General features: G+C 41.7%; 26 protein-coding genes, 1 riboswitch and 1 other annotated feature. Of the genes, 6 read left to right on the forward strand and 20 right to left on the reverse strand.

Annotation, left to right across the window (positions count from 1 at the left end):
• Positions 1 to 124 precede the first annotated feature (124 nt).
• Both D8845_RS08790 and D8845_RS08795 read right to left on the reverse strand, forming a co-directional pair.
• Complete coding sequence (locus tag D8845_RS08790; RefSeq protein ID WP_185757435.1) at positions 125 to 1,213, reverse strand: AI-2E family transporter; 1,089 nt, start codon at positions 1,211 to 1,213, stop codon at positions 125 to 127.
• Between the two features lie 9 nt (positions 1,214 to 1,222).
• Positions 1,223 to 2,512, reverse strand: a complete 1,290-nt coding sequence (locus D8845_RS08795) for a hypothetical protein (RefSeq protein ID WP_004256070.1) — start codon at positions 2,510 to 2,512, stop codon at positions 1,223 to 1,225.
• An 805-nt stretch (positions 2,513 to 3,317) separates the two neighbouring features.
• Between D8845_RS08795 and D8845_RS08805 the strand changes: the two genes are divergently transcribed.
• The gene (locus tag D8845_RS08805; protein ID WP_125453183.1) at positions 3,318 to 4,463 is read left to right on the forward strand and encodes a low temperature requirement protein A; all 1,146 of its coding nucleotides are present in this window, start codon (positions 3,318 to 3,320) and stop codon (positions 4,461 to 4,463) included.
• A 49-nt stretch (positions 4,464 to 4,512) separates the two neighbouring features.
• Here D8845_RS08805 and D8845_RS08810 read toward each other — a convergent pair whose 3' ends face one another.
• Positions 4,513 to 4,968, reverse strand: coding sequence for a GNAT family N-acetyltransferase (locus D8845_RS08810; RefSeq protein WP_125453214.1), 456 nt, complete (start codon positions 4,966 to 4,968; stop codon positions 4,513 to 4,515).
• Positions 4,969 to 5,037: 69 nt separating this feature from the next.
• On the opposite strand from D8845_RS08810, the gene D8845_RS08815 reads away from it, so the two are divergent.
• Entirely contained in the window at positions 5,038 to 5,697 is a 660-nt protein-coding gene (locus tag D8845_RS08815) for a prepilin peptidase (RefSeq protein ID WP_125453184.1), read from the forward strand.
• On the opposite strand, the gene trpA is transcribed toward D8845_RS08815, so the two are convergent.
• The 17 genes from trpA to D8845_RS08900 all read right to left on the reverse strand — a co-directional run bounded on the left by trpA (position 5,669) and on the right by D8845_RS08900 (position 22,513).
• On the reverse strand, positions 5,669 to 6,445 hold the full coding sequence (gene trpA, locus D8845_RS08820) for a tryptophan synthase subunit alpha (RefSeq protein WP_125453185.1): 777 nt from the start codon (positions 6,443 to 6,445) through the stop codon (positions 5,669 to 5,671). The genes D8845_RS08815 and trpA overlap by 29 nt on opposite strands.
• Complete coding sequence (trpB, locus tag D8845_RS08825; RefSeq protein ID WP_125453186.1) at positions 6,438 to 7,661, reverse strand: tryptophan synthase subunit beta; 1,224 nt, start codon at positions 7,659 to 7,661, stop codon at positions 6,438 to 6,440. The genes trpA and trpB (D8845_RS08825) overlap by 8 nt, the downstream gene beginning before the upstream one ends.
• Complete coding sequence (locus D8845_RS08830; protein ID WP_185757436.1) at positions 7,639 to 8,238, reverse strand: phosphoribosylanthranilate isomerase; 600 nt, start codon at positions 8,236 to 8,238, stop codon at positions 7,639 to 7,641. Before D8845_RS08830 ends, trpB (D8845_RS08825) begins: the two co-directional genes overlap by 23 nt.
• Positions 8,225 to 8,992, reverse strand: a complete 768-nt coding sequence (trpC, locus tag D8845_RS08835; protein ID WP_125453188.1) for an indole-3-glycerol phosphate synthase TrpC — start codon at positions 8,990 to 8,992, stop codon at positions 8,225 to 8,227. The genes D8845_RS08830 and trpC overlap by 14 nt, the downstream gene beginning before the upstream one ends.
• The gene (gene trpD, locus D8845_RS08840; RefSeq protein ID WP_125453189.1) at positions 8,989 to 9,993 is read right to left on the reverse strand and encodes an anthranilate phosphoribosyltransferase; all 1,005 of its coding nucleotides are present in this window, start codon (positions 9,991 to 9,993) and stop codon (positions 8,989 to 8,991) included. The genes trpC and trpD overlap by 4 nt, the downstream gene beginning before the upstream one ends.
• A gap of 10 nt (positions 9,994 to 10,003) precedes the next feature.
• Positions 10,004 to 10,570 (reverse strand): aminodeoxychorismate/anthranilate synthase component II, encoded by a 567-nt coding sequence (locus tag D8845_RS08845; RefSeq protein WP_125453190.1) that lies wholly within the window; start codon positions 10,568 to 10,570, stop codon positions 10,004 to 10,006.
• Entirely contained in the window at positions 10,567 to 11,928 is a 1,362-nt protein-coding gene (gene trpE / locus D8845_RS08850; protein ID WP_125453191.1) for an anthranilate synthase component I, read from the reverse strand. The genes D8845_RS08845 and trpE overlap by 4 nt, the downstream gene beginning before the upstream one ends.
• Before the next feature lie 293 nt (positions 11,929 to 12,221).
• Complete coding sequence (gene trpB / locus D8845_RS08855) at positions 12,222 to 13,400, reverse strand: tryptophan synthase subunit beta (RefSeq protein WP_125453192.1); 1,179 nt, start codon at positions 13,398 to 13,400, stop codon at positions 12,222 to 12,224.
• A 162-nt stretch (positions 13,401 to 13,562) separates the two neighbouring features.
• Positions 13,563 to 13,792 (reverse strand) — a binding site (T-box leader).
• A gap of 34 nt (positions 13,793 to 13,826) precedes the next feature.
• Entirely contained in the window at positions 13,827 to 15,056 is a 1,230-nt protein-coding gene (locus D8845_RS08860; protein WP_185757437.1) for a DegT/DnrJ/EryC1/StrS family aminotransferase, read from the reverse strand.
• A 42-nt stretch (positions 15,057 to 15,098) separates the two neighbouring features.
• Positions 15,099 to 15,791: a sugar transferase gene (locus tag D8845_RS08865; protein WP_125453194.1), complete on the reverse strand. Its 693-nt coding sequence runs from the start codon at positions 15,789 to 15,791 to the stop codon at positions 15,099 to 15,101.
• 183 nt (positions 15,792 to 15,974) lie between these two features.
• Positions 15,975 to 17,717 carry an ABC transporter ATP-binding protein gene (locus D8845_RS08870; RefSeq protein ID WP_125453195.1) on the reverse strand — a complete coding sequence of 581 codons (1,743 nt, stop codon included), beginning with the start codon at positions 17,715 to 17,717 and terminating at the stop codon, positions 15,975 to 15,977.
• Positions 17,707 to 19,452 (reverse strand): ABC transporter ATP-binding protein, encoded by a 1,746-nt coding sequence (locus tag D8845_RS08875; RefSeq protein ID WP_125453196.1) that lies wholly within the window; start codon positions 19,450 to 19,452, stop codon positions 17,707 to 17,709. The genes D8845_RS08870 and D8845_RS08875 overlap by 11 nt, the downstream gene beginning before the upstream one ends.
• 54 nt (positions 19,453 to 19,506) lie before the next feature.
• Positions 19,507 to 20,142 carry a DUF421 domain-containing protein gene (locus D8845_RS08880; RefSeq protein WP_020901636.1) on the reverse strand — a complete coding sequence of 212 codons (636 nt, stop codon included), beginning with the start codon at positions 20,140 to 20,142 and terminating at the stop codon, positions 19,507 to 19,509.
• Positions 20,139 to 20,594, reverse strand: a complete 456-nt coding sequence (locus tag D8845_RS08885) for a DUF3290 family protein (protein ID WP_000675332.1) — start codon at positions 20,592 to 20,594, stop codon at positions 20,139 to 20,141. The genes D8845_RS08880 and D8845_RS08885 overlap by 4 nt, the downstream gene beginning before the upstream one ends.
• A 126-nt stretch (positions 20,595 to 20,720) precedes the next feature.
• Positions 20,721 to 21,362: an SdpI family protein gene (locus tag D8845_RS08890; RefSeq protein ID WP_000694120.1), complete on the reverse strand. Its 642-nt coding sequence runs from the start codon at positions 21,360 to 21,362 to the stop codon at positions 20,721 to 20,723.
• Complete coding sequence (locus D8845_RS08895; protein WP_000006510.1) at positions 21,343 to 21,630, reverse strand: autorepressor SdpR family transcription factor; 288 nt, start codon at positions 21,628 to 21,630, stop codon at positions 21,343 to 21,345. Before D8845_RS08895 ends, D8845_RS08890 begins: the two co-directional genes overlap by 20 nt.
• Positions 21,614 to 22,513, reverse strand: a complete 900-nt coding sequence (locus D8845_RS08900; RefSeq protein ID WP_000066798.1) for a CPBP family intramembrane glutamic endopeptidase — start codon at positions 22,511 to 22,513, stop codon at positions 21,614 to 21,616. The genes D8845_RS08895 and D8845_RS08900 overlap by 17 nt, the downstream gene beginning before the upstream one ends.
• 219 nt (positions 22,514 to 22,732) lie before the next feature.
• Between D8845_RS08900 and D8845_RS08905 the strand changes: the two genes are divergently transcribed.
• The 4 genes from D8845_RS08905 to D8845_RS08920 all read left to right on the forward strand — a co-directional run bounded on the left by D8845_RS08905 (position 22,733) and on the right by D8845_RS08920 (position 26,252).
• A complete protein-coding gene (locus D8845_RS08905) occupies positions 22,733 to 23,560 on the forward strand; it encodes an exodeoxyribonuclease III (RefSeq protein WP_125453197.1) in 828 nt (275 codons plus the stop codon).
• An 11-nt stretch (positions 23,561 to 23,571) separates the two neighbouring features.
• Entirely contained in the window at positions 23,572 to 23,958 is a 387-nt protein-coding gene (locus D8845_RS08910) for a bleomycin resistance protein (RefSeq protein ID WP_049551463.1), read from the forward strand.
• Positions 23,959 to 24,189: 231 nt separating this feature from the next.
• Positions 24,190 to 24,285, forward strand: a riboswitch (purine riboswitch).
• A 123-nt stretch (positions 24,286 to 24,408) separates the two neighbouring features.
• Positions 24,409 to 24,990 (forward strand): xanthine phosphoribosyltransferase, encoded by a 582-nt coding sequence (locus D8845_RS08915; RefSeq protein WP_049551462.1) that lies wholly within the window; start codon positions 24,409 to 24,411, stop codon positions 24,988 to 24,990.
• Positions 24,990 to 26,252 carry a nucleobase:cation symporter-2 family protein gene (locus D8845_RS08920; RefSeq protein WP_001194476.1) on the forward strand — a complete coding sequence of 421 codons (1,263 nt, stop codon included), beginning with the start codon at positions 24,990 to 24,992 and terminating at the stop codon, positions 26,250 to 26,252. Before D8845_RS08915 ends, D8845_RS08920 begins: the two co-directional genes overlap by 1 nt.
• Positions 26,253 to 26,254 lie beyond the last annotated feature (2 nt).

Consider the following 26,254-nt stretch of genomic DNA (forward strand, 5'->3'; position numbering starts at 1 on the left):
AATAAGCCTTGAAACCAAGGCTTTTTTTAACGTCTAATAGCTTTTTGTAGAAAAGTATTTAAAAATAAAAGAGAAGAGAATCTCTCACTCTCTTCTCAGTATATCTTATTAAATTTAGTTTTTCTTAATCTAGCTGATTTTCCTTTGCAACGACAAATTCCTTAACCAATCGATAGATAACAGCAAATATCGGTGTAAAGAATATCATCCCAAGTAAGCCAAAGAGATTGCCTCCAATACTAGCAGCCGCAAGCGTGAAAATAGCTGGCAAACCAATAGATTGACCTACAACTCTAGGATAAATAAGGTTTCCTTCAATCAGCTGTATAACTTGATATAGAAGAAGAGAAAGTAAGGCTTGAGTAGGACTCACTGTGAAGATAAAAATCGCTCCCACAACACAAGCAATCATAGGCCCTACATAAGGAATGAACGATAGCACTCCTGCAAAGATACCTGTCATTACTCCATAGGGTATCCCAAACATGCTGTAACCAACCGCTATCATAACTCCTATGATAACTGCTTCAATCAGCTGACTCATCAAAAATTGGTCATAAGTCTCTAGTGCTACTTGTCCAATGTAAGTCAACTTTATCACCACCTTCTCTGGAAGAAAAACTTTTAGAAGTCGACTCGTCATCGCTGCCAAATGTTCCTTACTGGATAAAAATAAAAAGGTGAAGACTATAATCAAAAAGGCATTCATCAAACTTGAAAAAATATTGCCGATATTACTAGTCAGACCTGATAAAAAACCTATCAAAGCTTGGCTAATAGAACTAGATTGTCCCTGTATGCCTGATACGATAGTTGACAACATGTCTTTGGTTACAAATTCCGAGCTGCCTAGCAATTTCCCAAGTTGAGTAAGGACTGTTGAAAGGACTGTTCCCAGCTGACTAATAGTCTGGGCTAGGGTTGGCAGCACCAAAACCAAAAGAGCAATCACGATTAAGATAAGAGCTAGGAAAACAAGTACCATGGCAATCGGACGACGCAACTCTGCCTTTACCTTCAATTTAACTAAGTACTGTTCAATTTTTTTCATAGGAACATTAAGCACAAAAGCAATAACAGCACCATAAATCAAGGTTGATATTACATCAAAGAGAGAGATTGCTCCTGATATAAAGCTCGATGCATTCAGAATTACAAGAGCAACCAGCCCTATAAAAAGTATTAACGGGGTGTATTTTTTTACTAAGTTCATAAATTCTCCTTAATAAACATGTTTAGATACGACTATACTATTTGGTTTTTCAAACTCTCGATTAAGGTAGGCTTGGTAAGTTCCTGGAGCGATAAATCCTTTGGGTGAGAGGATATCGGTGCCAGCCTGACCGACTATGGTATCAGCCAAGAGCACACAGTTTGTAGATAAGACAAAGTAGGATTTAAACTTAGATTTGATAAATTTATAAAGTTCCCCATCTGTCTCATGTCTGATTTTATAAGCGTAGGTGTAGTCTTCCTTACCATCACCTGTCATGATTTTATCTGCACTTGGCTCCCATGGAATCGTCAGTTGTTTCAATTCAGCCAACTTTTTCTGAACTGCTTTTTCCATTTCAGGCGTCAAATCTATCCCATAACCAAAAAGCGTTTTTTGACTCTCACGTTTACATAGGTCAATGTACTTGTCACGATCACAGAAATATAAGACACCATCTCCTACCATGCCAAATAAGGTCTCAGAAGACGGATCATAGTTGCCATAAGAAATAACACGGCCTTGATAGCAGATATCCACATGACCAATAGCTGAAAACAGGGAGGTCTCAGCTGTATGAACAAAAATTTCTAGCTCTGCTGTCTTACCAGACTTCACTATTCCAAGATGGATATCTTCTTCCTCATCAGCATTTTCCAGCATAAATTTGTTAACTTTTGCTAAAGTTCTTGCAGGGATGAGAGCGGCTAGGACAATAGGTAAGCTAATTCTAATGCGACGTTTGAGATGGTTTTTCCCAATTTCCTCCTCAAACAAGAAACCATCACGGATATTGGACACACCATAAAGGAAAAAATAAGCCCCTAATACAAAGAGTTGAAAGACAGAATTTCCTGTAGAGGACAAAAGACTAGTCCCACCAAGAAAAACTAGTACGAGTCCATCTAGTAAGAGACGAAAACGAGGTCGAATTTTGTTTTTGCGGTAGAGAACATAGGTGACAAGGTTAATACTAGCATGAAAAATCTGATAAACTCCAATCACAAGAGCCAAAATATAAATCGGCACATCCGTCGCAAGATTGGAGCCAAGCAAATATCCCAGCACTAACAATTTAACCAGTGCAACTCCCAAGGTGTCCGTTGACTGACTTTTTTTGAAAATACGTAATACTAAATCTAAGACCGTTGCTATCCAAGCTAAAAACAGAACCAGTCGAATAACCTTTACTGGCAACCAAGTCCCCGTGACCATCAAGATGAGACCTAGCAGAACAAACAAGAACCCCTGAGCAAGTAATTTCTTACCTGTCAGACCTAAAGATAGAATTTTCGCCATATAAAAACCTTTCAACAATAAAAATTAAACACTCCGATTAAACTGACTAGTAAATAGCCAACACTACAAACAGCCTGTGCCAGCAACATATGGTGACTAGAAATGACTGTAGTAATGTCACCATCTTGTCTTATGCACTTCTAAAATTTGTTATATTGATTAGAAGCCAGAGCTTATAAAAACTAGCTAAACTCGAGAGATAGACACAATTGCGACGAAAAAATGTATAACCAATTCAACTTGTTAAGGTAAGAAAGCATTATTTCCAATCTATTAATTATTCATCTATTACCTATTATGACACAATATTCCCTATAGTTCAACTTTTTACTTGTTTTTATATTACACGGACTAAAAAGTTTTCAACAGTTGATTGCATGTGTTTTAATAAGTTTTAACCTTTCTTGGTTAGATAAAAAAAGAACCATACAGTTTAGAATCTGTATGGTTTTTGCCCCACTTTTGTCCCATTTTTAAATCATGACATTGAAAATACCTAAAATCACTTATATTTCAATATTTTTAATTGCTCTCAATATGAAAGTCCTTTCCAAATCCCTGTAGGGGGCATCTAAATACAACAGGAAAAAGCCTTGATTTACTAGGCTTTTTTGTGTAGTCTTAGCACTAAAAAACGATAGAAAAAACACCCCTTCTGAACTGCACCCCAAAAGTTAGACAGAAAAAACCTAACTTTTGTGGCGCAGTTCATTCGCGTCACATGAAGTTATTTAAGCATCTCCCTTTCTCTCATTACCATTTTCTGTTATAATAAATTGTACTTCTAAAATAGAAAGGTCTTAAGATGACAACTCTCATTAAACATAAACGTGTAGAATTTTCAGAACTTTTTTATGACCTAGTTTTTGTTTTTGCAATTTCAAAAGTAACTACTTTAATCGACCATCTTCATAACGGTATTTTGACTTGGAATTCTTTCCTTGATTTTTTCATTGCTATTTTGTTTCTCATCGATTCCTGGATGATTCAAACCGATTATACCAATCGCTATGGAAAGAACTCTTTATTTAACATAGTAATCATGTTTATCAAAATGGGACTTTTACTCTTTATAGCCAATATGATTGGACCTGATTGGCAACAATATTTTCATTATCTCTGTTGGGCTATTGGTACATTAACCCTTACCTTATTTTTTCAATATTTGGTTGAATTTTTTAGAAAATCAACCGATAATGTTCATAGGGAAAGTATCAAAGGTTTTCTATGGATAACAGGTCTACGAAGTTTAGAAATCTATCTAGCAGCTCTTCTTCCTATTTACATTGGAGTCTATATCCTTTATGCTAGTATTCTGCTAACATTTATTATGCCAAGTATCTTGCTTAATAAAGATAAGCATTACCAGGTAAATCTCCCCCATTTAATCGAGCGCATCTCCCTTCTTGTCATTATTACGTTTGGAGAGATGATTACGAATCTAGCTAACTTCTTTACAATCGAGAATTTCTCGATTTATTCGGTTCTTTATTTCATTATTATGATTTCTCTGTTCTTGTTTTATTTTGGTCAATTCGACCATGCTATTGATGAAAAATCTAATCAAAAGGGACTATTTCTAATTTACAGTCACTATCCTATTTTCATTGGACTTATGATGCTGACTGTATCGATGAGTTTTCTTCAGAATCCTGAAGCTAATCGTCTCTTTGCAACCAGCTTCTCTTATATCGGATTTGGCCTCTTTCAAGCTGCTGTCCTAGTAAATGGGCCCTATAACAAACACTATCTTCGCTATTCGAAAAGTTACTACTGTGTCCAAGCGACACTCTATCTGGCTGCCTTTATTCTCTCTTTAATCTTTGCTTCTAATCCTATAATAGTAGTGAGTATAACAACCATTTTAGCTCTAGCTACAGCCATTCATTTTATTTATTTTTATATGACACAGAATAAAAAATATTCCAAATCTAACTGGGAGTTATTTTAATGAGTTTATAACATAAAAAAAGCTTTGGAAACCAAGGCTTTTTTGCTTTCTATCTAAACTTTTTCATAACGTATTTTCGTACAGGTGCTTCAATGGTTTGAACGATTTCAAATCCTTCTTTTTGATAGAGGTGCTTGGCTGCTTGATTTGCCTCGTAGACATTTAGAGAAATACTATCTATGTCTCCTTTTTCAAAGGCCAAGCTAACAAATTTCCTTACAGCCTGACTACCTAAGCCTTGCCCCTGTTTCTGGGGGTTGATAAAAAATCTTCCAATATGAAGATTGCTGTCTTCTAGCCTAATTTTCTGGATAAGTCCCACAAACTCTTGTCCATCAAAGATAGAAAAGATTCCTTCCAAATCTTGCAAGATTTGAATTGTTAAAGGAAAAGGAATCATTGTCCCCATCCATTGTTCTTGAAAGGATTTGCCAAGGGAGTTAGACCATCGGCATACGAGCTGGGCATTTTCTGTGCTCACATTTTCTTCAAAACGAATTGTCATCTTGACCTCACTATCTTGTTTATGTTTCTCCATTATACTACTTCTCCTATTTTTTACGAATAGATAAGTATGATAGATATTTATTTTTTTCTTGTCGGGAGCATTCTCGCTTCCTTTCTTGGTTTGGTCATTGACCGTTTCCCTGAGCAATCCATTATCCGACCGGCTAGTCACTGCGATTCTTGTCAGACTCGCTTGCGTCCCTTAGATTTGATTCCGATTATCTCCCAAGTAATTGGTCGCTTTCGCTGTCGCTACTGCAAGGCTCGCTATCCATTCTGGTATGCCATCTTTGAACTAGGCTTAGGGCTCCTCTTTCTATCTTGGTCTTTGGGATTACTTTCCTTGGGACAAGTCGTCCTCATAACTGCTGGCTTGACCTTGGGCATCTACGACTTTCGCCATCAAGAATATCCCTTACTAGTCTGGATGACTTTCCACCTACTCCTAATGGCCTGCTCTGGATGGAATCTGGTCATGGCCGTCTTCCTTATCCTTGGAATCATGGCTCATTTTATCGATATCCGCATGGGTGCAGGGGATTTTCTCTTTCTTTCTTCTTGCGCTCTCGTCTTTAGCGCGACCGAATTACTGATCTTGATTCAGTTTGCTTCTGCGACGGGCATCCTGGCCTTTCTCCTGCAAAAGAAAAAGGAAAGACTTCCTTTCGTGCCTTTCCTTTTACTCGCTGCTTGCATGATTATTTTTGGTAAGCTACTGCTTGTTTGATAAAGTCCTGAATTGGCTCTCCTTCATGGAGAGCTTTTACAATTTTCGAACCAACGATAACTCCATCTGATACCGCATTAAAGCGTTCTACATCAGCTTGACTAGACACACCAAAACCTGTCAAGACTGGGATGTCAGCTACTTGATGCAATTGTGCCAAGTGCTTGTCCAAGTCTGCACGGTAATTGCCTGACTTCCCTGTCACCCCATTGATGGCAACGGCATAGACAAAACCTTCTGCTCCCTTGATCAACTCTTTTTGACGCTCAATCCCTGTTGTCAAACTAACTAGGGGAATCAAGGCGATGTCTGTATCTGCCAAATAAGGCTCCACAAAATTGGCATGCTCATGAGGAAGGTCTGGAATGATCAAGCCCTTAACCGCTGTATCTGCCAAATCTTTGACAAAGTTCTCCACACCGTACTGAAAGAGGGGGTTGAAGTAGGTCATGATGACAAGTGGAACTTCTGTTTGAATGCTTTTCAAGGTTTCAACCAAAGCCTGGGTAGAGGTCCCGTGGGCTAAACTGCGCAAGCCTGCTTCTTCGATAACAGGTCCATCTGCAACAGGGTCTGAAAAGGGAATGCCCACTTCAATGGCCGAAACACCTAAATCTTCTAAAAAGTGGATTGTTTCTCCGAGTCCATCCAAACCTTTTTCGTGGTCACCAGCCATGATATAAGGAACGAAAATTCCTTTTCCAGTTGCTTTTATAGCGTTTAATTTTTCTGTTAGTGTCTTAGGCATGAGCTTCTCCCTTCTTTGCTGCATCTGCTTCCAAGCGGTCTTTGACTTGAACCACATCCTTGTCACCACGACCTGATAGACAGACTATCATGGATTTGTCTGGTCCAAGTTCTTTGGCCAATTTCACCGCAAAAGCGATAGCATGGCTAGATTCCATGGCTGGGATAATCCCTTCCACACGAGACAAGAGTTGGAATCCTTCCAAGGCTTCTTCGTCTGTCACAGGGACATAGCTGGCACGTTTAATATCGTGGTAGTGAGAATGTTCTGGACCGATACCAGGATAGTCCAAACCTGCTGAGATAGAGAAGGCTTCAAGAATTTGACCATGGGCATCTTGGAGCACATCCATGAGGGAACCGTGAAGGACACCCGGACGACCCTTGGTCAAGGTAGCTGCATGGTGCTCCGTATCCACACCAAGTCCAGCCGCTTCAGCCCCATACATAGCTACAGACTCATCTTCTACAAATGGATGGAAGAGCCCGATAGCATTAGAACCACCACCAACACAGGCTACTAAAGCATCTGGCAGATTTTGACCTGTTAAGTCACGGTATTGTTGTTTGGCTTCTCTACCGATGACACTTTGGAAGTCACGAACGATTTCTGGGAAAGGATGAGGCCCCAAGGCAGAACCAAGGATATAGTGGGTATCATCGATATTAGCCACCCATGAACGAAGGGCTGCATTGACTGCATCCTTGAGCACGCGCGAACCATCTGTCACTGACTCAACTTTGGCTCCCAAAAGCTCCATACGGAAAACATTGAGGGCTTGGCGTTTAACATCCTCTTCACCCATATAGATGGTACATTCCATGTTAAAGAGGGCTGCAGCTGTTGCAGTTGCCACGCCGTGCTGACCAGCACCTGTCTCAGCGATAATTTTCTTTTTACCCATGCGTTTAGCCAGGAGAACTTGTCCCAAGGCATTGTTAATCTTGTGGGCCCCTGTATGATTCAGGTCTTCACGTTTAAGATAAATCTTGGCTCCGCCAATATGCTGGGTCAAATTTTTTGCGTAGTAAAGGGGAGTTTCACGCCCCACGTACTGACGCAAGAGTTGGTTTAATTCCTCTTGGAAACTTGGATCTGCCTGACTTTCACGGTAGGCCTTCTCCAACTCCAAAACTGCTGTCATCAATGTTTCTGGGACGAAACGTCCTCCGAATTTTCCGTAAAATCCATCTTTATTTGGTTCCTGATATGCCATGCTTTACCCTCTCTATAAATCTTCTAATCTTTTCATGATCTTTTTGTCCATCTGTCTCCACTCCGCTCGATACATCTACTGCATAGGGAGTAAAGTGTTGAATTGCTTGTACTACATTGTCTTCCTTAAGCCCACCTGCGATAAAGAAGGGCTGAGTTAATCCAGCCGTATCCAGTTGACCCCAGTCAAAGGTCTGGCCACTTCCTGCCACAGGGGCATCAAAGAGGAGATAATCTGCCTGAGAATGAGGTACATGCCCCTCTCCATCCACCTGCACAGCCTGAATACTGGCACAAGGCAAATTCTCAAACAAATTATCTGCCACCTGACCGTGAACTTGAACCAAGTCCAAGCCAACCTGTTCAATCGCTTCTAGCAGTTCTGCCCGACTTGGTGAAACAAATACGCCAACCTTTTTTACATCTGCAGGAATGAGCTTTGCCAATTCAGCAGCCTGATCCAAGGTCACTTGTCTTTTACTAGGTGCAAAGACAAAACCGATGTAATCCGCTCCCGCTGAAACGGCTGTTACCAACGCTTCCATGGTCGATAATCCGCAAATTTTAACCTTTGTCAATTTGCAACTCCTTGATTCTCTGAGCAACATTTTCCGCCTGCATGAGAGCTGTCCCCACTAAAATGCCGTTAAAGTATGGTGCTACTCGTTCCGCATCCTGCCCTGTGAAAATAGCAGATTCAGAAATATACAAGCAATCATCTTTGAAATGTTTAGCCAAGTCTATACTGGTCTGCAAGTCAACTTCAAAGGTGGTCAAGTTGCGGTTATTAACTCCGATAATCTGAGCACCAAGTCTGTGAGCTACTTCTAGTTCAGCTAGATTGTGGGTTTCCACCAAGACTTCCAGACCAAGCTCTGTCGCATAGTCATAAAGTTCCTTGAGACGTTCTTCTGACAAGGCGGCCACAATAAGCAGGATGACTGTCGCACCTGCATTGCGAGCGCGGATGATTTGCTTTTCGTCGATAATAAAGTCCTTGTTAAGCGTCGGAATCTGCACCTGACTGGAAATCTCCCGTAGATAATCCAAATGCCCTTTAAAGAAAACTTCATCTGTCAGAACAGAAATCATCACTGCTCTGTTCGCTTCATAAGTCTGGGCCTGTTGCACAATATCTACATCGAGATTGATATCTCCCAAACTAGGGCTAGCCTTCTTGACCTCAGCGATTACCTGCAAGCGGTCCTGATGATTCTTCAAAAATTCTGCCAAGCGATAGGTCTGGCGCAGGGGCTGGATTTGCTCCAGCTCCATCTGCTCGACCTCACGCGCCTTCTGCTCCAAAATTCGTGCTAAAAATTCCTGACTCATTTTTGGTACTCCTGTAACAGTCTGAGTTTTTCAAGAGCCTTGTCACTAGCAATCACTTGACGGGCCAAGGCAACTCCTTCCTTGATACTAGCCACCTTACCATTAGCATAGAAACCAAGACCTGCATTCAGAACTGTAGTTTCCAAGAATGGGCTTGGTTCGTTTTTAAGAACGCTGAGCAAAATTTCTGCATTTTCCTGAGCATTTCCTCCACGAATATCTTCGATAGCGTAGCGCTCCATCCCCATATCTTCTGGAGTAAAGCTTGACAAGGTGATTTCGCCATTTTCAAGAAGAGCTATATTGGTTGTTCCATTCAAACCAGCTTCATCCAATCCTTCTGGCCCAGCAACCACGATGGCACGTTTACGACCCATGTTTTTCAAAACCTGAGCTGTACTTTCTAGAAGCTCTGGACGACTAATACCAAGAAGCTGTGTTTCCAAGGCCATTGGATGAATCAGTGGACCAGTCAAGTTCATAATCGTTGGAATCCCCAATTCCAAACGAGCTGGCATGATATATTTCATAGCTGGGTGCATATTTTTAGCAAAGAGAAAGACGATTCCAGTTTTATCAAAGACCTTACCTAGTTCAGCTGGTTTGAGGTCTAAGTTGATGCCCAAGGCTTCGAGAACATCTGCAGAACCAGATTTAGAAGAAATCGAGCGGTTACCGTGTTTTGCCATGTGAACACCGCCACCAGCCAAGACAAAGGCTGCAGTTGTGGAAATATTAAAACTGAAAGACTTGTCTCCACCTGTACCACAGTTGTCCATGGCATCATGAATTTCAGTTGGAATATGTTGGGCATGCCCTCTCATGACTTGGGCAATGGCTGTGCGTTCTTCAGGTGTTTCCCCCTTCATCTTAAGAGCCAAAAGGAGAGAAGCAATCTGCGCTTCAGTTACACGCCCAGTTACGATACGCTCAATGACATCCGTCATTTCCACACCTGATAAATTTTCAAATTTTGCTAGTTTTTCAATAATCTCTTTCATCCTAGTTTCCTCACTTTACAACCTTCTCGATAAAATTCCGAATAGAAGACAAGCCATCTGGCGTTCCGATACTCTCTGGATGGTACTGGAAGCCATAAATCGGTAGGTTTTTATGTTGAATCCCCATGATGGCTTGGTCATCAGTCGAACGAGCTGTCACCTCAAACTCTTCTGGCATTTCTTCAATTAAAATACTGTGATAACGCATGACCGCACGACCATCCTCGATGTCTTGATACAAAACAGATGGCGCTTCAAAGCGGATATTGCTCTGTTTACCATGCATGACTTTGGGTGCCAAGCCTAACTTACCGCCAAAAACTTCTGCGATAGCTTGGTGACCCAAACAAATCCCAAGAATCGGCTTCTTAGCAGCAAAGTCACGAATCATATCTTCCATCTTTCCAGCATCAACTGGCCAACCTGGACCGGGCGAAAAGACCAGACCATCTGCTTTTTCAGCTTCTTCATACAGCTTGGGATCATCATTTCTCAAGACCTGCACTTCTGCAAAATTCCCAATGTATTGCGCCAAGTTATAGGTAAAAGAATCATAGTTATCAATCAATAAAATCATGGTCTTAGTTCTCCAATTCTAGTCATAGATTTAGCCTTGTTAATGGTTTCTTGGTATTCGTTTTGGGCGATAGAGTCATAGACAATCCCTGCCCCAGCCTGCACATAAGCTGTTTGATTTTTGAGAATCATCGTTCGGATGGCAATAGCGAAATCCATATCACCCGTCGCGGACAAGTAACCGATTGCTCCTGCGTATACACCACGTTTTTCTGTTTCCAGTTCATAGATACGTCTCATGGCCCGAATCTTTGGTGCTCCTGAAACTGTTCCAGCTGGAAGTGTTGATTTCAATGCATCCATGGCAGTGAGTTCTGGAAGTAAACGTCCCTTGACCACGCTGGTCAAATGCATGACATAGCGGAAGAGCTCCACTTCCATATACTTAGTGACTTGGACACTGGCTGTTTCAGAGATGCGGCCAATATCATTGCGCCCCAAGTCTACCAACATCCGATGTTCTGCTGTTTCCTTCTCATCAGAAAGCAAGTCGGTTGCCAAAGCCTTGTCCTCTTCATCCGTTGTTCCTCTTGGTCGTGTACCAGCAATCGGATTGGTTGTCACGATGCCATTTTTGACTGAAATCAAACTTTCAGGACTGGCACCGATGATTTGATAATCCCCAAAATCATAGAAATAGAGGTAATTGGATGGATTGGTCACGCGAAGATTTCTATAGAAGTCAAATGGATTTCCAGTAACTTCTGCTGAGAAGCGCTGGCTGAGTACGCATTGGAACATGTCACCATTTCGAATCAAGTCACGAGCTGTTTCCACCATTTCCTCAAACTTTTGAGGAGCGATATGTGGTTTGAAGTCAAGTGGTGATAAATCCAAGTCTTCAAATTCATTTGGAGAAGGGATGCGTAATTCCTCAAGCACTTGATTCAAGGCTTTTTCCAAGTCTTCTTGACTGCGATCACTATAAAGAGCATCCTCGATGACATGGATTTTTTCCTTCTTGTGGTCAAAGACCATGTAACTCTCATAGACAAAGAAATGCATGTCTGGCGTTCCAATTGTATCTTGAGGGATTTGACCAATTTCTTCATAAAGCGAAATCATATCGTAACCAACAAAACCAATGGCTCCCCCACCAAAAGGGAGGTCTGAATGGTGCTGGCTCTTATGAGTCACTTGATAAAGGAAATCCAAGGGATCCCGATCAATCACTTGCCCATTTTGATAGAGAACTCCATTTTCAAACTTAATCTCAAAAACTGGATTATAGGCTAGGATAGAAAAACGAGCTGTTTCCTTATCTCTCGGAATACTTTCTAAAATAACCTTGTGTTGCCCCTTTAGGCGCATATATGCCAATATTGGTGATAAGACATCTCCATGAATGATTCGTTCCATTGTAATTTCCCTTTCAGTTCTAATTCTAGTTCGTGACGACTGTATGAAAAATCCCCACGCAAAATAACTTGCGTGAGGACGAAATTCGCGGTGCCACCTCAATTATAGGATTTCTCCTATCTCTCATTCCTGTCTCAGAAACCTCCTGTAACAGGCTGTGCGATAAAGGGCACTCCCTTGAGAATTATGTTTTCTTCTCTCGTTTCAGATGGACCCAACCTTACAGCTTTCTCTGCTTGTTTCCAGTAACCACAAGCTCTCTGTGAGAGAAAAGACTGTAATTTTTCCATCTCTTATTTTTTAGCTTCAAGATAGTCTGCAATAGCAGCTACATCCTTGTCTCCACGACCAGAGACATTGATGATGATAATCTCATCTTTACTTAGTTTCGGTGCACGTTTAACTGCTTCTGCGATGGCATGCGAACTTTCAATCGCTGGGATAATTCCTTCTGTCTTACTAAGAAGGAGCAAGGCTTGAACCGCTTCTTCATCTGTCGCTGCCACATATTCTACGCGGCCAGAATCTTTAAAGTAGGCGTGTTCTGGACCAACCCCTGGATAGTCCAAACCAGCTGAGATAGAGTAAACTGGAGCTAGCTCTCCATCTTCCTTAAAGACTGCATAGGTCTTCATGCCGTCGACAATTCCGATACTACCTTTTGTCATAGTAGCTGCGTGCTTGTCTGTGTCAAGTCCATGACCAGCAGCTTCGACCCCAACCAATTTAACTTCTTCATCAGCCACATACTGTGAAAAAGCACCAATGGCATTGGAACCACCACCTACACAGGCAATAACGTAGTCTGGTAAACGGCCTTCTTTTTCTAAGATTTGACGGCGAGATTCTTCACTGATGACCTTTTGGAATTCATGAACAATTGTAGGATAAGGGTGAGGACCTACAGCAGATCCCAGAACATAGAAGGCTTCAAGGTCATTCATCCATGCTCCAAAGGCTGCATCAACCGCATCCTTAAGAGTTCGTGTTCCCGTTTCAACTGCATGAACAGTTGCTCCCATCATCTCCATACGGAAAACATTGAGACGTTGACGTTCCACATCCTCTGCTCCCATGTAGACATCACAGGCCATCCCAAACTTGGCTGCAGCCGCTGCTGTCGCAACACCGTGCTGACCAGCTCCTGTTTCCGCAATCACTCGTTTTTTGCCCATACGTTTGGCAAGAAGGATTTGTCCTAAAACGTTGTTGAGCTTGTGAGAACCAAGGTGGTTCAGGTCTTCGCGCTTGAGATAAATCTTAGCGCCACCTAAGTGGTCTGTCAAACTTTCCGCAAAATAGAGCGGTGTTTCGCGACCTGAATAGTCCTTTAAGTAATGGCGAAATTCTGCCAAAAATTCTGGATCATCCTTATACTTGTCAAATGTCACTTCCAACTCATCCAACAAATCCTGAATAGGCTCCGGTACAAAACTACCACCAAATTGTCCAAAATAACCTTTAGTTGTCATAAAAATTTCCTCTTTCTGTATGAATCCGTCCTTTTTGTTTGTTTTTAGTAGTAGGCAAGGAGCTGCAGATAGAACTCAAGTTCATCAAAGCGACTTAACACCCTAATGAAAGATAAACAAAACGACGGATAGAAAAAAGCCCACACACAGAATATACTTCCATGTGAGGGCGTTGGTAACGCGGTGCCACCTCAATTATAAAGGGACTATCCCTTTACATCTCTGCCTTGTCTAACAACAAGTTGCACTGTAAGGTGTGCGTACCGAATTTTCATTGTTTCAAATTCATTTTTAAAATCAGCCCACTTTCACTACTTTCAACCACCTGTTCACAATCACCACAGGCTCCCTGAAGATCAAAAATAGTTACTTTTCTGATTTGTTGAACTTATTTTAATACTTTGTTTTTTCTTTGTCAAGACTTTTTTACAATTTTTTTGATGAAGCTAGTACTTTTTCAGAAACTGTTTTGAAAGTCTCAATGATATAGTCCACTTCTTCATCGCTTAGTTTAGTATGAAGAGGAAGCGTAATTTCATTTTCAAAGAAGGCATAGGCTCTTGGATAATCTGCCATATCAAAGCCAAGATTCTTATAGGCTGTCAAGAGCGGAAGTGGCTTGTAGTGTACATTACTTGCAATTCCTGCTTTAGCTAATTCTTGGATAATAAGATTGCGTTCTTCTAAGCTTGCTCCTTCTACATGGGTAATGTAGAGGTGACGTGAAGATTCGACAGTTTCAGTCTTGTGTGCCAATGGATGGATGCGAGAACCTGCAAAACCACGATCATAGCGATCCACGATATCCTTACGACGTTGCAACAAACTTGGATAGCGGTCCAATTGTACCAAACCAAGCGATGCCATGATATCGGTCATATTGCACTTGTAGGCTGGTGTGACGATATCGTATTCCCATGAACCCAGTTGCATCTTGGCAAGAGCATCCTTAGTTTGCCCGTGAAGGGAAAGGATTTGGAATTCCTTGTACATCTCTTCGTCGTCAATCGCTGGATTAGATTTCCAAGTGGCACTTCCACCCTCTGCAGTTGTAAAGTTCTTAACGGCGTGGAATGAGAAGGAAGTAAAGTCAGCGATAGAACCAGCCGGTTGACCTTTATAAGTTGATCCCAAAGCATGGGCACTATCAGAGACAATCACAATACGGTTAAAGGCCTTTTGCCACTTGCTTGAAGCGGTAAAGAGGTCACGTTTTTTCTCCACGACTTGGAACAAACGGTCATAGTCGCAAACAATCCCCGCAAGTTCTACTGGGATAATCACTTTAGTCTTTTCAGTGATAGCTTGCTCCAGTAAGTCATAGTCCATCTCAAACGTATCTGCTTGGATATCCACCATGACAGGGGTCGCCCCTACGTGAGTGATGACACTACATGAAGCTGTATAGGTCATGGCTGGAACGATGACTTCATCACCAGGTCCCACTTCCAAAACGCGTAAAATCAACTCAAGAGCAGCAGTCGCAGAGTTAAGACAGACAGTCTTGGGCGTCTGTGTGTATTGAGACAAGCGACGCTCCAGTTCTTTTGTCTTAGGACCTGTTGTAATCCAACCAGAACGCAGGGTATCCGCTACTTCAGCAATTTCAGCTTCGGTGATATCGGGTGGTGAAAATGGAATGTTGTAATTTAGCATTGATTTGCTCCTTTTATCTGTACTCATTTTCTCATGACTACTTTATTTTAGCACTTCAAACACGGTTTGAAACATGATTTTGATGTCTCCAAGGAAACTAAACTCTCGGAGATAGGCGAGGTTATAGCGCATCTTTTCAGGAAGGACATGTTCGACATAGGCTTGGTCAACTGACAGACCTTTCTCCGTCATTTGACTGATGATAGTGTCCTCATCCTTGTAGTTGATGCTGGCTGGAGAGGTAATCCCTGCTGGTAAAAGCAAGGTTGCCATCATTTCAGGGCTATACTGCTCTGTGTAACGTGGCACTTCAGGTCGTGTCCCAACAAAGGACATCTCGCCTTTAAGGACATTGACCAGCTGAGGCAGTTCATCCAAGCGCACACGGCGGATGAAATTTCCAACTTTGGTAATGCGGCTATCGTTAGCAGAAGTCACCAAACTTCCTTTTTTATCTGCATCCGTCACCATGGTACGGAACTTCCAAATCTTGAACCGACGGTTATACTGGGTTACGCGCTCTTGTTTGTAAATCACTGGCCCCTTGCTATCCAACTTGATCCAAATGCTCAAGATGAGAAAGATGGGAGAGGCCAGAACCAGTAAGACCACGGCTAGAACCCAATCCAAGCAACGCTTAAAAATCAGCGAACCCTTCCTTTTAGAGACAAGCTGGTAGTAAGACTCAACCTCGCTTGATTTCATTTCCACGGGCAAGTCTTCCCATTTCAGCATGCTGTTTCTCCTTTGTTTTTATTATACTATTTGTCAACATTTTTCATTATACCACAAAATGGAAAAGGCGGTGAAAGAAATCTGTAATTTGAAGGATTTCCTTCTTACACTCAATGAAAATCAAAGTACATCTTTTAGGTTGCAGATAAAGCTGACCTTTCTTGAATAGATTTTCAAAGAGTATTAAGACATGGCACCCGCCTGCAAACTATACATCTTGTGATATGTTCCTCCCAGATCCAAGAGTTCCTCATGGGTTCCGCTCTCGATGATGCGCCCCTTGTCCAAGACATAGATGCAGTTGGCGTCTTGGATGGTAGAAAGGCGATGAGCGATGGCAATGGTTGTCCGCCCCTGTCTCATCTTCGCCAGAGAAGCTTGAACCAAACTTTCTGTTTCAGAGTCAATATTGGCAGTTGCTTCATCCAAAATCAGGATTTTAGGCTGACTGGCGACTGTTCTAGCAAAGGCAAGAAGCTGGCGCTGTCCAGTTGAAAAACTAGAACCACGCTCGGAAACAAGGGAATCATAACCCTGAGGAAGTTCTTGAATAAAGGAATCTGCATCCACGAAAGTTGCCGCAGCCTGAACCTGCTCATCACTAATGTCTTGGTACATGGCGATATTGGACTTGATGGTTCCATGATAGAGGAAGGGATCCTGCAAGACCAGACCGATGTTTTTTCTCAACTCTTCCTGACTGTAGTTCCTGATATCCACACCATCCAAGAGAACTCTCCCTGATTGAAATTCATAAAAGCGCATGAGGACATTGATAATAGACGATTTCCCTGAACCTGTATGACCTACAAAAGCTATGGTTTCACCCTTGTTAACAGAGAAAGAAATATCATCCAAAATCGGATGTTTGCCATCATAAGAGAAACACACATGTTCAAAACGAATATTGCCTTCTTGGATTTTGGCTTGCCCATCTTTTTGAAGGGGCTCATAGGTCGTCTCATCAATTAAGGCAAAGACACGACCTGCAGAAACCATAGAAGTTTGAAGGGTTGAAAAGTTTTGCGTCACTTCAATCAAGGGGTCAAAGAGACGATTGATGTACTGGATAAAGGCATACATGGTTCCTGCCGTTATTCCCAGATAAAGTCCACGATAGCCAAAATAGGCCATTAAAACTGCATATCCTAGGAGTTTCAGCAAACTCATGGCAGGGCGCAAAAAGAGGGCATCCAAGGCTACAGAACGGTTGGCGTAGATCAAGTGTTCTTGGTTGATTTCATCAAACTCTGACTGTAGGCGCTTCTCTTGATTAAAGGCCTGGATAATCCTGATTCCTTCGATATTTTCAGCCAGCTTGCTATTAATATCTGACAAGAGACTTCTGGTTTTCTCAATGATTTTCACTGATTTTTTCCGATAGAGATTGACCAAAAGGAAAATCAAGGGGAGAAAGAGCAAGACTAATGCTGTCAAACGAAAATCCAACACCAACATGGTATAAAGAGTTGTTAGAAAGATGAAAACTGCTGAGATAAAGCTAGACAAAATTCCCGAAAACATATCACTGATAGTCTCGGTGTCATTTGTCAAACGAGAGACGATAGAGCCTGCTGGCGTCTTGTCAAAATAAGACATGCCCAGCTTCTCCATATTGGCAAAGGCATCTCGACGAATATCCCTAACAATACTATAAGACACGCGCGCAAAGAGAAGATTACCGACATACTGAACTACAGTTTGTAGAATATAAAGGCCATAGTAGGCCAGCAAAACGGTAATGGCCAGTTGGTTAAGATTACTCAGATACTGGTCGATAAAGTGGGAAGCCACAAGGGGAATGACACTTTTAATGACCGTCGTCGCTAGTAGAAAACTAAGTGCCAAAAAAGTCAGGAGTCCATAAGGCTTGAGATAAGACATCAAGCGCTTCAATACAGTCCATTGTTCTTGTTTATTCTGCATCTTCTTCTCCTTTCATTTCCAGCTGCTGAGACTGGTAGGTTTGAGCATACCAGCCATCCAAAGCTAGCAAGTCTTCGTGCCTTCCTCGTTCGATAATTTGGCCATTTTGCAGGACTAAAATCAAATCTGCATGGACAACCGCACTGAGGCGATGAGCCGTAATAATGGTTGTCTTGTCCTTTCGCGTCTCCTTAAGGTTGTCGATAATCGCATACTCTGTCTTGGCATCCACGGCCGACAAAGAATCATCCAAAATCAAGATATCAGGGTCTAAAATCATAGCCCGACTCATGGCCAGACGCTGCTTTTGACCTCCAGAAAGACTGACTCCCTTTTCACCAATCAACGTATCAAATCCTTTAGGCATGTCTACAATGTCTTGGTAAACTTGGGCTAGCTTAGTCGCTTCCTCGACCGCTGAAAGGGGTAAGTTAGGATTGCCAAAGCGAATATTGTCTAAGATTGAAGTCGCAAAGAGAAACTGATCCTGAGGAACATAGCCCATAAGACTGCGAAGGTCTGTCAGACGATAATCACGAATATTATGACCGTTTAGGTAAATAGCACCCTTATCCACATCGTATTCACGCAAGAGAAGCTTAATCAAGGACGTTTTTCCAGAGCCTGTCTGACCAACCAAGCCCAGGGTTTGCCCTTTTTCTAAACAAAAGTGAATATCCGTCAGTGTTTCCTCATTTTCAAATGCAAAGCTATCAATATCGTACTGCAAGCGTCCATTTTCAATACCGTCTAGAGGAAACTCAGGGTCTTGTACAGGTGATTCCTGAGACAAAAGTTCCTCAATCCGCTGGTAGGAAACCTTCCCTCGCTGAGTAATATTAAAGAGGAAGCCGATGGCCATGAGAGGCCAAACCAGCATATCCAAGTAGCTGATAAAGGTGACCAGATTCCCAACCGTGATCTGCCCTTTCTGAACCATCAAGGAGCCAACCAAAAGCGTTAAAACATAGGAGGAGCCAACAAACAAGAGAACCATGGGGTCAAAGAGGCTATCGTATTTCATGGTTTGGAGGTTCTTTTGAAAGGTCAATTCATTGACTGCCTGAAAAGACTTCAACTCGTCCGCCTGATAACCGAAAGACTTGGTCACTTTGATACCTGATACGGACTCTTGTACCTTGTTATTGAGTTCAGAAAAGGCAGCTTGTGATTCGCCAAAAGCCTTGTGGGTCTTTCTCCCTAGACGACTGGTCGCATAAGCCATGAAAGGCAGGGGAAGAATGGCAACCAAGGTCATCTGCCACGAAATGCTAAAGAGCATGGTCAGCAAGGTCACCAGAGCCGTGATAGAAGCATCCACCGCTGACATAACACCGCCACCTGCTAGACGCGTTAGGGCATTGATATCATTGGTTGCGTGTGCCATCAGGTCCCCCGTCCGATAGGTTTGATAAAAAGCTGGAGACATTTTTGTGAAATGCTCAAATAAGCGAGAGCGCATAATCTGTCCCAGACGGTAGGAAGTCCCAAGGATATACATGCGCCAAACATAGCGTAGATAGTACATACCCAAAGCTGCAAGAAGCAGATAAAGGAGGTTCAAAAGCAAGTCCTGCTGGGTTAATTGCTCCGAAGTAATGGAATCAATAACCCGCCCCATAACCATAGGTGGAATGAGATTGAGGACGGAAACCAAGACCAGGGCCACAATCCCGACTAGATAACGGCGTTTTTCTAACTTGAAAAACCACCAAAGTTTTTGAATAATGGACATAAAATCCCTTTCTGATTGCAAATGGAAACCTGAGGCCAAGACCCCAGGTTTTTCTTATTCATAGGTTACGACTGTGACCGCACCCTTGTCATACTCAGCAATAAAGATATTGGCAACATTGTCATGCCCTTGCTTGCTGAGATTATCAAGCAGCCACTCTTCGCTACGACCAATCGATTCCAAGACATCGACTTGGATCACACCGTCAGTCACAACTGGATACTTAGGATTTTCATCTCCCATTTGAACCACGATGAGTTGGCCATTTTGTTCTTGCACAGCTCGTTTAACTTGCTTCATCTGGAAAATCCCTTGGCTACGAAGTTTGAGGGCTACATCCGATGCAGACAAGCCAACTGAACGACAGGCTTCTGGGTCAATCTGCCCATTTTTGATGAGGAGAGTTGGTTTCCCATCAATCAAGCGTTTGACAAAGCGAACATTGTTATTGAGCCACTTTAGGGTCAAAACCAAAATCGTCCACATCATCAAAATCACTGTGTATTGCAGGATACTGATTGAACTATTGTAAATTACCCCACCGATGATACCACCAAGAACATAGTTCTGAATTTGGTCTGTAGCAGAGTTAGGTGCTAGATTCCCCTTTCCTGTCACATTAATAACAAAAACAAGAGAGAAAAGACCCAAGGCCAGTTTGATTAAAATTTCCATATAGTTGAGTGTCATTTGTTTACCTCCACCAATTCAATAGCGTCTGTTTGATTCAATTCTAATTTCTCTAAAAGATACTTGTCTGGTTGGCTCCCGTTCATGGCGCGGTAGAAATTTGGACCTACCTTGACAAGCGCTCCATCAGTGGCAGCTGAAGTATTAACGTAAACTTCTGATTTATCCACCCCCAAGTCTTTGGAAACAACCTCTATGAAATGAAGTGAGGTTTGAAATTGATTGTTAGAGGCTTGATTGGTCTGGTATTTTGAGATTGTTACCAAAAGCATGGCTACCAAGGTCAAGGCCAAAATCATGACCAATTCCCGAAACTTAGTCCCCTTTTTATCTCGATAAGCCTTAAAAGCAAAAAATCCTGTGATAGCTAGGAGCACAATCCCAAAGCCAATCATGATTCCATTTTGTTGACTGATTTGGCTAAGCACATAGTCATATGAGTAAAATTTCATTTATTTTCACTCCCTTTCATAAAATCATTCTTTATTATAAACGAAAGAGGGTGATTTTTCAAACCATACGTTGGGGAAATAGACATATCAGACCAACTTCTCAAACTAATGACTCCAGTAGCTATTTCAAGATTCTGATTTTGATAATTGATAAGAATAGACACTAGGAATTATCACTACAAAGAAAAGTGTCAAGAAGAATACCCAGTAAACATATAGTTGCACAAAGGAATTTAGAAACAATAACAATCCTCCTAATACCCAAATTTTTCCAGCTAGGCGATGCGTTTTTCTCCAGTTTCCATCATTCTCCAAGGTCCACGGTAGTCGAATACCGACTATATAATTTCGGTGTGTTTTTGGTAGATAATTTCCAATTATGATCATCATGACTCCCATAAAAATCTGAGCTAGTAGCCCACTCATCATGGAATAACCCAAAGATTCTCCGAAGATAGAAATCATTAATAGACAAGATACAAAAGGAATAATCCAGTAAATCAAAAGTTGTATTTTTGAACTGATATTGCTAGATTTAGGATCCTTAATCATTAAAAATAGAAGCAACCAATGCATCAAAAGCATGAGAGTAGGTAATCCAAAGATAGCAGACATTTTATGATTGTAGCCATCTGCTTGACCCAGTAGATTAAAATGAGTGGGTATCTCCTCTGGTAATTGATTCCAGAAAACACAACCTACAAGGGAAGGTAGTAGGATGAGAATGCTCGTAAATAATACCAATTTCTTATTGATTTTTATCTTCATCAAAATGATCTCCTTTCAGATCTGCTAACCAAACCATTATATCCTCTAAAACCGATGTGTTTAACTCATAATAAATAAAGTTTTTTTCTTTCATTTCATGAATCAAATCCGCTGCTTTCAAAATCGTGAGATGATGTGAAATAGTTGCACTAGTCAACTCGAATTGACTGGCAATTTCTCCTGCAGATAATCTACCTGCTTTGAGTAAATTTAAAATCTCTCTCCTAACTGGATGAGATAAGGCTTTAAAACTATTTGCAAAACTCATAATGACTCCTTTCCCTTTGTAATATTAGTAGGGCTAGGACTAAGCAAGGTAGAACTGATAGCATTCCTGTCGGTGATGGGCCTAAAATCAAGAGGCTTGAAATTTTTTCTCCTGGTAATTGAAAGAGTAAACCAAGACCTGCAGTTGCATTGATTGCCCCATGAAATAGGGCAGAAGCCCAGATAGAACCTGTCTTTTCCAACAACCAGCTCAACAATATTCCTACGCTAAAACAAAATAGAAACATGGCGACAACTCCCAAAACAGGATAAGCAAAATAAGATAGTCCATAATTATAGCCTTGCAAATTGATTGGTAGATGCCAAAGACTCCAAATGAGACCAAGCAAGACATGAGTCTGGACTATTGAAAAGCGTCCTCTTAGAGCTGGGTAAAGATAGCCACGCCAACCAATTTCCTCCCCCAATGCAAAGAAACTATTAAGAAAAGGAGCGTAGGTCAAACTAGCTAAGATTTGAATCAAGGCCAAGAAAGATAAGGGAATGGCTGATTGAGAGACACCTTTTGCTTGTAAGATGGCTTGAATAGATTCAAAACCAAGGCTGAAATTGCTAGGGAATACAAGAAAATAAAGTCCTGCTCCTAAAAAACTGATAACTGCTGGTAACCAGATAGCTAGTAAGTAAAAGCGCCAGTTCCTCTTGAAATTCACGGCTAATTTAGATTTGATTCCACTAGGTTGATTCGTTATTTTCCCTAAGAGAAAGACTGCAAGCGCAGGCATCCACATGGCTACAATACTAGCAAGTTGACTCCATGGAGAATTTAGACCAACACCACCTATCCATAGTGCCAACCATATTATCCAAGCAAGGACATAAGCCAAGACCACAAAAAGAAGGATTGTTCTCTTATTTGACATATATGTAACTTCACTTTCTATTTAGATGTTTTTCTAAATAACATTATACACCTTTCTATTCTAAACACAAGAACTATTTAGATTTTTTTCTAAATAGTTTAGGGGATTTTTATTTTCTCAGGATAAAGTTTAAAGAGTGATTTTTCAAACCATACATTGGGGAAATAGACCTTTTTTTGGTATAATAAAATCTATAATCTGAATGAAAAAGGTAACTTTATGAAACTTATCTCATGGAATATTGATTCCCTCAATGCAGCCCTAACTAGTGACTCAACTCGCGCGAAATTGTCCCAAGAAGTCCTACAAACCTTGGTCGCTGAAAATGCTGATATCATCGCTATCCAAGAAACCAAGCTTTCTGCCAAGGGGCCTACAAAGAAACACTTGGAAATTTTAGCTGAACTCTTCCCAGACTACGAAAACACGTGGCGCTCTTCCCAAGAACCTGCCCGTAAAGGCTATGCTGGTACTATGTTCCTCTATAAGAAAGAACTCACACCCACTGTCACTTTTCCAGAAATCGGTGCCCCTTCTACCATGGACTTAGAAGGTCGCATCATCACTCTAGAATTTGATGAATTTTTCGTGACCCAAGTTTACACACCAAACGCTGGCGACGGTCTCAAACGCTTGGAAGAACGTCAAGTCTGGGATGTCAAATATGCTGAATACTTGGCTGAACTAGACAAAGAAAAACCAGTCCTTGCGACCGGTGACTACAATGTGGCCCACAATGAGATTGACCTTGCAAATCCTGCTAGCAACCGCCGTTCACCAGGATTTACCGACGAGGAGCGTGCTGGATTTACCAACCTTTTAGCAACTGGATTTACGGATACCTTCCGCCACATTCACGGCGATGTTCCAGAACGCTACACTTGGTGGGCACAGCGCAGCAAGACTTCTAAAATCAACAATACAGGCTGGAGAATCGACTACTGGCTCACCAGCAACCGCATCGCTGACAAAGTAACTAAGTCTGATATGATTGACTCAGGTGCTCGCCAAGACCACACACCCATTGTCATGGAGATTGAGCTCTAAGGAGAAAGCTAATGGACTATCAAGCTGTCATTCCTGAATTTGTAGTATCTGACCTCGAAAAGTCACGCCACTTCTACTGCGACTTGCTGGGATTTTCTGTCGAATACGAGCGTCCAGAGGAGAAATTTCTCTTCCTCTCGCTTGAAGACTGCCAACTTATGCTAGAAGAAGGCAGCACAGAAGAATTAGCCCAACTAACCTATCCTTTCGGGCGCGGTGTCAATATTTCCTTTGGCATTGAAGATGTCCCTCAGCTCCACCAAAAACTGCTGGAAGCTGACTATCCTACCCATCGTCCCCTGACAAAAAGAGAATTTCGAGTGGGAGATAGCTTTATTTACCCTCATGAATTTGCGATTTTGGATCCAGATGGTTATTTTTTAAGATTTAGCGAGTAGAATAATAAAGGTTGGGAAAAAGTCTTTAAAGTTAAAAAGGCATATTATCAAGTCTTGAAAAATCTTGATAATATGCCTTTTATGATGGAAAAACCTTCTAAATGTTAGCCAATAAGTTAATTCTTGCCCATTTTTATTATATTTGTTCGTTTTTCAAACCAAAACACTAACAAAATATTTGATTTCTAAAGTTATTTAGTGTAAAATAAAAACATTGGCTCAAGCCTATTTGAAATTGAATATCATTTTACTTGTTTATGTCGTGAATTGGCACGACGTTTCTACAAGGTGCCGGAACACCTAACAATAAGTAAGTCAGAAGTGAGGTATGGTCGTTTTTGCCATGCCTATTTTGGGGACTTACTTAGAGATTAAGTAGGTCCTTTTTCTATTTCTTACTAGAAACTCTAAACAAGCAAATGGATTGGCTTTTAGACTTTAGGAGGTCTTATGAAATTATTAGAAGAGCGCATCCTCAAGGATGGGCATATCTTGGGTGATAACATCCTCAAGGTAGATTCCTTTTTAACCCACCAAGTTGACTTTAGCTTGATGCGAGAGATTGGTAAGATTTTTGCGGAAAAATTTGCTTCTGCTGGTATTACCAAAGTCGTGACCATTGAAGCGTCAGGTATTGCCCCAGCCATTTTTACAGCTGAAGCCTTAAACGTTCCCATGATTTTCGCTAAAAAAGCTAAAAACATCACTATGAACGAAGGAATCTTAACTGCCGAAGTTTACTCCTTTACCAAGCAAGTGACCAGCACCGTTTCTATCGCTGGAAAATTCCTCTCACCAGAGGACAAGGTCTTGATTATCGACGACTTCCTTGCTAATGGCCAAGCTGCCAAAGGCTTGATTCAAATCATCGAACAGGCCGGAGCAACAGTCGAAGCTATCGGTATTGTGATTGAAAAATCCTTCCAAGATGGCCGTGATTTGCTTGAAAAAGCAGGCTACCCTGTTCTATCACTCGCTCGTTTGGATCGTTTTGAAAATGGTCAAGTTATTTTTAAGGAGGCAGATCTCTAATGCAAACTCAAGAAAAACACTCGCAAGCAGCCGTTCTTGGCTTGCAGCACTTACTAGCCATGTACTCAGGATCCATCCTGGTTCCCATCATGATTGCGACAGCCCTTGGCTATTCGGCTGAGCAGTTAACCTACCTGATTTCTACAGATATCTTCATGTGTGGGGTGGCAACCTTCCTCCAACTCCAACTCAACAAATACTTTGGAATTGGACTCCCAGTCGTTCTTGGAGTTGCTTTCCAATCCGTCGCTCCCTTGATTATGATTGGGCAAAGCCATGGTAGTGGTGCTATGTTTGGTGCCCTTATCGCATCAGGGATTTACGTGGTTCTTGTTTCAGGCATCTTCTCAAAAGTGGCCAATCTCTTCCCATCTATCGTAACAGGATCTGTTATTACCACTATTGGTTTAACCTTGATTCCTGTCGCTATTGGAAATATGGGAAATAACGTTCCAGAGCCAACTGGTCAAAGTCTCTTGCTTGCAGCTATCACTGTTCTGATTATCCTCTTGATTAACATCTTTACCAAAGGATTTATCAAGTCTATCTCTATTTTGATTGGTCTGGTTGTTGGAACTGCCATTGCTGCTAGCATGGGCTTAGTTGACTTCTCTCCAGTTGCGGCAGCACCACTTGTCCATGTCCCAACTCCACTCTACTTTGGGATGCCAACCTTTGAAATCTCATCTATTGTCATGATGTGTATCATCGCAACGGTGTCTATGGTTGAGTCTACTGGTGTTTATCTGGCCTTGTCTGATATCACAAAAGATCCGATCGACAGCACGCGCCTTCGCAACGGTTACCGCGCAGAAGGTTTGGCCGTACTTCTTGGAGGAATCTTTAACACCTTCCCTTACACAGGATTTTCACAAAACGTTGGTTTGGTTAAATTATCAGGTATCAAAACTCGCCTACCAATCTACTACGCAGCTGGTTTCCTGGTTCTCCTTGGACTCCTTCCTAAGTTTGGTGCCCTTGCTCAAATCATTCCAAGCCCTGTCCTCGGTGGTGCCATGCTGGTAATGTTTGGTTTTGTGTCTATTCAAGGGATGCAAATCCTCGCCCGTGTTGACTTTGCTAACAATGAACACAACTTCCTTATTGCAGCTGTATCAATCGCTGCAGGTGTCGGACTCAATAACAGTAATCTCTTTATCAGCATGCCGACAGCCTTCCAAATGTTCTTCTCAAACGGAATCGTCGTAGCCAGCCTACTTGCCATTGTCCTCAATGCCGTATTAAATCATAAAAAGAAATAAGA

Source organism: Streptococcus mitis (assembly GCF_003942865.1).
Taxonomy (GTDB): domain Bacteria; phylum Bacillota; class Bacilli; order Lactobacillales; family Streptococcaceae; genus Streptococcus; species Streptococcus mitis_BI.

Excerpts from the sequence above, each read along its gene's own strand:
- D8845_RS08920 (WP_001194476.1), top strand. The coding sequence starts at position 24,990 with ATGCAAACTCAAGAAAAACACTCGCAAGCAGCCGTTCTTGGCTTGCAG.
- D8845_RS08875 (WP_125453196.1), bottom strand. The coding sequence starts at position 19,452 with ATGTCCATTATTCAAAAACTTTGGTGGTTTTTCAAGTTAGAAAAACGC.
- trpD (WP_125453189.1), bottom strand. The coding sequence starts at position 9,993 with ATGAAAGAGATTATTGAAAAACTAGCAAAATTTGAAAATTTATCAGGT.
- D8845_RS08880 (WP_020901636.1), bottom strand. The coding sequence starts at position 20,142 with ATGACACTCAACTATATGGAAATTTTAATCAAACTGGCCTTGGGTCTT.
- D8845_RS08805 (WP_125453183.1), top strand. The coding sequence starts at position 3,318 with ATGACAACTCTCATTAAACATAAACGTGTAGAATTTTCAGAACTTTTT.
- trpC (WP_125453188.1), bottom strand. The coding sequence starts at position 8,992 with ATGAGTCAGGAATTTTTAGCACGAATTTTGGAGCAGAAGGCGCGTGAG.
- D8845_RS08815 (WP_125453184.1), top strand. The coding sequence starts at position 5,038 with ATGATAGATATTTATTTTTTTCTTGTCGGGAGCATTCTCGCTTCCTTT.
- D8845_RS08910 (WP_049551463.1), top strand. The coding sequence starts at position 23,572 with ATGGACTATCAAGCTGTCATTCCTGAATTTGTAGTATCTGACCTCGAA.
- D8845_RS08915 (WP_049551462.1), top strand. The coding sequence starts at position 24,409 with ATGAAATTATTAGAAGAGCGCATCCTCAAGGATGGGCATATCTTGGGT.
- D8845_RS08895 (WP_000006510.1), bottom strand. The coding sequence starts at position 21,630 with ATGAGTTTTGCAAATAGTTTTAAAGCCTTATCTCATCCAGTTAGGAGA.
- D8845_RS08900 (WP_000066798.1), bottom strand. The coding sequence starts at position 22,513 with ATGTCAAATAAGAGAACAATCCTTCTTTTTGTGGTCTTGGCTTATGTC.
- trpE (WP_125453191.1), bottom strand. The coding sequence starts at position 11,928 with ATGGAACGAATCATTCATGGAGATGTCTTATCACCAATATTGGCATAT.
- trpB (WP_125453186.1), bottom strand. The coding sequence starts at position 7,661 with ATGGCATATCAGGAACCAAATAAAGATGGATTTTACGGAAAATTCGGA.
- D8845_RS08865 (WP_125453194.1), bottom strand. The coding sequence starts at position 15,791 with ATGCTGAAATGGGAAGACTTGCCCGTGGAAATGAAATCAAGCGAGGTT.
- D8845_RS08845 (WP_125453190.1), bottom strand. The coding sequence starts at position 10,570 with ATGATTTTATTGATTGATAACTATGATTCTTTTACCTATAACTTGGCG.
- D8845_RS08870 (WP_125453195.1), bottom strand. The coding sequence starts at position 17,717 with ATGCAGAATAAACAAGAACAATGGACTGTATTGAAGCGCTTGATGTCT.
- trpA (WP_125453185.1), bottom strand. The coding sequence starts at position 6,445 with ATGCCTAAGACACTAACAGAAAAATTAAACGCTATAAAAGCAACTGGA.
- D8845_RS08885 (WP_000675332.1), bottom strand. The coding sequence starts at position 20,594 with ATGAAATTTTACTCATATGACTATGTGCTTAGCCAAATCAGTCAACAA.
- D8845_RS08860 (WP_185757437.1), bottom strand. The coding sequence starts at position 15,056 with ATGCTAAATTACAACATTCCATTTTCACCACCCGATATCACCGAAGCT.
- D8845_RS08810 (WP_125453214.1), bottom strand. The coding sequence starts at position 4,968 with ATGACAATTCGTTTTGAAGAAAATGTGAGCACAGAAAATGCCCAGCTC.
- D8845_RS08890 (WP_000694120.1), bottom strand. The coding sequence starts at position 21,362 with ATGAAGATAAAAATCAATAAGAAATTGGTATTATTTACGAGCATTCTC.
- D8845_RS08790 (WP_185757435.1), bottom strand. The coding sequence starts at position 1,213 with ATGAACTTAGTAAAAAAATACACCCCGTTAATACTTTTTATAGGGCTG.
- trpB (WP_125453192.1), bottom strand. The coding sequence starts at position 13,400 with ATGACAACTAAAGGTTATTTTGGACAATTTGGTGGTAGTTTTGTACCG.
- D8845_RS08795 (WP_004256070.1), bottom strand. The coding sequence starts at position 2,512 with ATGGCGAAAATTCTATCTTTAGGTCTGACAGGTAAGAAATTACTTGCT.
- D8845_RS08905 (WP_125453197.1), top strand. The coding sequence starts at position 22,733 with ATGAAACTTATCTCATGGAATATTGATTCCCTCAATGCAGCCCTAACT.